We start from the raw sequence: 3,656 nt of genomic DNA on the forward strand, positions 1-3,656 counted from the left end.
GAGACGGCGCGCGAGCGTGTGGAGATCGCGCCGCGGCACGTGGTCGCGGTGAGCGCCGGGGCGGCGATGGCGGCGCCGCCGGCGAGAATCATCAGGGCGCCGACGGCGGTCGCCGTCATCAGGCCCAGGTTCGAGCGAGTCACCTTCATGTCAGTTTGCCTCAAGGGGGGGTTGCGAATATTCGAAACAGACAGGATCTCGGTCCACCGAGCATTGATATGGATCAACACGGTTACAGGGGCCTCCAGATGAGACCGATAGTCATTACAGATTCCTCGTGATCAAAACTGTCGCTGTTGGCGGAATAGACGACGTTGTAGCGATCGTAGTCGGTGACGGCGTAGTCGAGGCGAAGTCGCGTCTGCTCGCCCAAGGCGACTTCCATGCCCGCGCCGACGCGCAGACCGGCGACCGTCGCCTTCGAATGGACCGCGACGCCGCTGGTCTCGTAGGGAATCTCGAAGCGCGCGCGCGCCGCGCCGACCCGACCGTAGATCAGGGCGGAGTCGCCGAAGCGCCAGCCCAGCCGTGCCGAGACGGCCGCCGAATAATTCCGCTCGGCCGAATAGATGCGGCCCTCGGGATCGCGCTCGATATTCCAGTTGGCGCCGGAGAGGTCGGCCTCGACCTCGATCCCGGCGTACAGCTGGTCCCGCATCACGCCGTAGCCCGCGAACAGCCCGGCGACCGGACCGTGGCTGCCGCGGATGATGTCGACCTCGGTCCCGCCGCTGCGGACCCCCTCATTGTCGCTGAGCAGGGCGGCGTGGCCGAACTGGGCCCCGACATAGTAGCCCGCGAAGTCGGCCGCCGCCGGGGCGGCGTTCCGCTCGGGCCGCGCGCCGAACCGTACGCCGCCGCCCAGCCGGAACTGGGCCTCCGAGTTCGAGAAATTATCAAAGGTTCCGCCGTGGCCGCCGCCCGCGGCGACCTCATAGTCCTCCCACGAGGTCACAAGGTATTCCGCCCGCAGGAAGGCGCGATCGCCCGCGTCGGCCTCGATCCCGACCCCCGCGCCGAGGCCGGTCCGCCGATCGGTTTCGTAGGTCAGGGTGTCCGAATGGACATAGGTGTTGTGGAAGGCCGCGCTGTTCACGCCGGCCCGCACATAGATCAGGTCCCGCGCCGGAGTGACGAAGCCGAGGCGGCCTGACAGGCCGACGGCGTTCTCCTTGTGCGCGCTGAACCGCCGGTCAGCGACGTGGAGCCACTCGGGCCCCTCGACCATGCCCTCGGCCTCGATCCCCAGATAGACGCTGCCCGAAACCCAGCCGTAGCCGGCCATGAGCCCGTAGCTGGCCCCCATGTCGGCGAAGTCCGCCGTGTTGGAGCCCGGCCCGCGCGGTCCGTCGAGACCGGTGGACAGGGTCCCGTAACCCAGCAGGGCGCCCACATAGAGCCCGCCCGGCGCCGCCTGATCGAAGACGAACGGGCCGCCGCCGTTCAGGTCGCGCGGCTGGAGTTGCGCCCCCAGACGGAGCATCAGCCGGTTCTCGTCGTAGTCGAAGCCGGCCGCGCTGGAGGTTCTCTGGCTGAAGCTGTGTTCGACGCCGACATAGACCCGCGGATCGACCCAGTAGCGGCCCCAGCCGCGCAGGCCGGCCGAGGTCTCCGAACGCGGGGAGCCATGATAGTCGAAATGGGCGGCGTCCAGTCCGGCGCCGACCTGAAGCCGGGGATGCGGCGTCGCCGTCAGGTTCAGCGCTCCCGAGGTCACGACATAGGCCGCGGACGCCGGCAGGGTGGTCTCGCCGATGTCGCGGTCGAGGCGGAAGCCGAGATTCAGGCCGGCCGGCCCCGCCCAGTCGACGAGGGCGCCGAAATCGAGGGCGGTCACCTCGCCCAGCCGGACATCTTCGTAGTCCTGGCGCATCGCGCCCACGAAGACCTCGGCCGTCAGCCGGGGCGACACCGTCCGTCGGGCGCCCAGCGCCAGCGCCAGGCCGTCGGAGTCGCGGTCGTAGCCGAAATCGTCGAACGGGGCGTCGTAATCGCGCCGGTCCAGCGCGCCCTGGACGAACCATTCCTCGCCGCGCTTGCGCTGCCAGGAAAGGCGGGAGCCCAGCTCGGTCTGCGTGCGGTCCCGATCGTCGTTGTTGACGACGCCCAGGCTCGACGGAACGTCCGAATAGTCCAGGCCGGTGACGGTGGCGGCGACCCGGGCCGAAACGGCTCCCCGCCGCAGCTGGAGTCCGCCGAAGAGGAAGGAACGTTCGTACTCGGTGGGCTCCAGTCCCCGCACCGCGTCCGGCGACGACCGGCTCTCGTGCTTCGCCTCGTAGTCGCCGCCCCCGAGCAGGACGACCTCCGGCGACAGGGCGTAGCGCCCGTCGGCTCCGAGCGACCAGTCGTCGTAGTCCTCGCTGCCGTAGTCATCGTGGCGGCCGAACTCGCCGTCGACATGCGCCGCGAAGCGCCGGTCGCCCTCGCCGACGACATAGCTCAGCCTGGGCTTCACGATGACGATCAGGTCGTCGACCTCGTCCCGCCGCGTGGCGAAGATGTTGTCGATATAGCCCGCCGCGACCTCCACCGTCGCCTGGACCCGCCCCGAGGCGTCGTCCCGCGGCGGCGTCGGAGCCTGCGCCGGATCCTGCGGCCCGACCTGTGCGAAGGCGGGCAGCGGGGTCAGGGCGGCGGTCATCAACAGAACGAACTTCAGTGACCGCGCGCGAGCGTTTCGATCGTAGACCATGGACGGCGCTTCCGTAGCTGGCGCCGCCTCCTGAAGAGCGGCAACTACGGTTGTTTTGTCGGGGAGTTGCGTCGCCAGCCTTGATTCAGATCATGCGCTTCCGGGAATTTCGTCACCGGGAACGGGCCGGCGGCGAGGGGACGATCCACCCCTCCGAACCACGACAAAAAGGGCGGGCCCGTCTCCGGACCCGCCCTCTTCCGTCAGCTCAGCTCAGGCTGAACGGTCGGACTTAAAAGTCCATCCCGCCCATGCCGCCGCCCATGCCGCCCATGTCGCCGCCGCCGCCGGCCGAGGCCTTCTTCGGCGCGTCGGCCACCGCGGCTTCGGTGGTGATCATGATGCCGGCCACGGAAGCCGCGTCCTGCAGGGCGGTGCGGACCACCTTGGCGGGGTCGATCACGCCCATGGCGACCAGGTCGCCGTACTCTTCGGTCTGGGCGTTGAAGCCGTAGGTGGCGGACTTGTTCTCCAGCACCTTGCCGACCACGATCGAGCCTTCGACGCCGGCGTTTTCGACGATCTGACGGATCGGGGCCTGGATGGCGCGGCGGATGATGGCGATGCCGGCGGTCTGGTCGGCGTTGTCGCCGGTGAGGCCTTCCAGCGCCTTGGTCGCCTTCAGCAGGGCGATGCCGCCGCCAGGGACGATGCCTTCTTCAACGGCTGCACGCGTGGCGTTCAGCGCGTCGTCGACGCGGTCCTTCTTCTCCTTGACCTCGACCTCGGTCGAGCCGCCGACGCGGATGACCGCGACGCCGCCGGCCAGCTTGGCCAGACGCTCCTGCAGCTTCTCCTTGTCGTAGTCCGAGGTGGTGTCCTCGATCTGCTTCTTGATCTGCGAGACGCGGGCCTCGATGGCGTCCTTCTCACCCGAACCGTCGACGATGGTGGTGTCGTCCTTGGTGATGGTGATCTTCTTGGCCTTGCCGAGCATGTCGAGGGTGACGTTCTCGAGCTT

The 3,656-nt window shown here is 68.7% G+C and carries 2 protein-coding genes; both read right to left on the reverse strand.

What is annotated here, in order from left to right; all coding sequences use genetic code 11:
• Window positions 1-232: 232 nt before the first annotated feature.
• Window positions 233-2,644 carry an outer membrane beta-barrel protein gene (locus RDU12_RS13930; protein ID WP_300289573.1) on the reverse strand — a complete coding sequence of 804 codons (2,412 nt, stop codon included), beginning with the start codon at window positions 2,642-2,644 and terminating at the stop codon, window positions 233-235.
• A 283-nt stretch (window positions 2,645-2,927) separates the two neighbouring features.
• Window positions 2,928-3,656, reverse strand: a 729-nt coding sequence (locus tag RDU12_RS13935; protein WP_308685208.1) for a TCP-1/cpn60 chaperonin family protein, incomplete at its 5' end; no start/stop codon positions are given.

Origin of the sequence: Brevundimonas sp. (assembly GCF_031082345.1) — a bacterium.
Taxonomy (GTDB): domain Bacteria; phylum Pseudomonadota; class Alphaproteobacteria; order Caulobacterales; family Caulobacteraceae; genus Brevundimonas.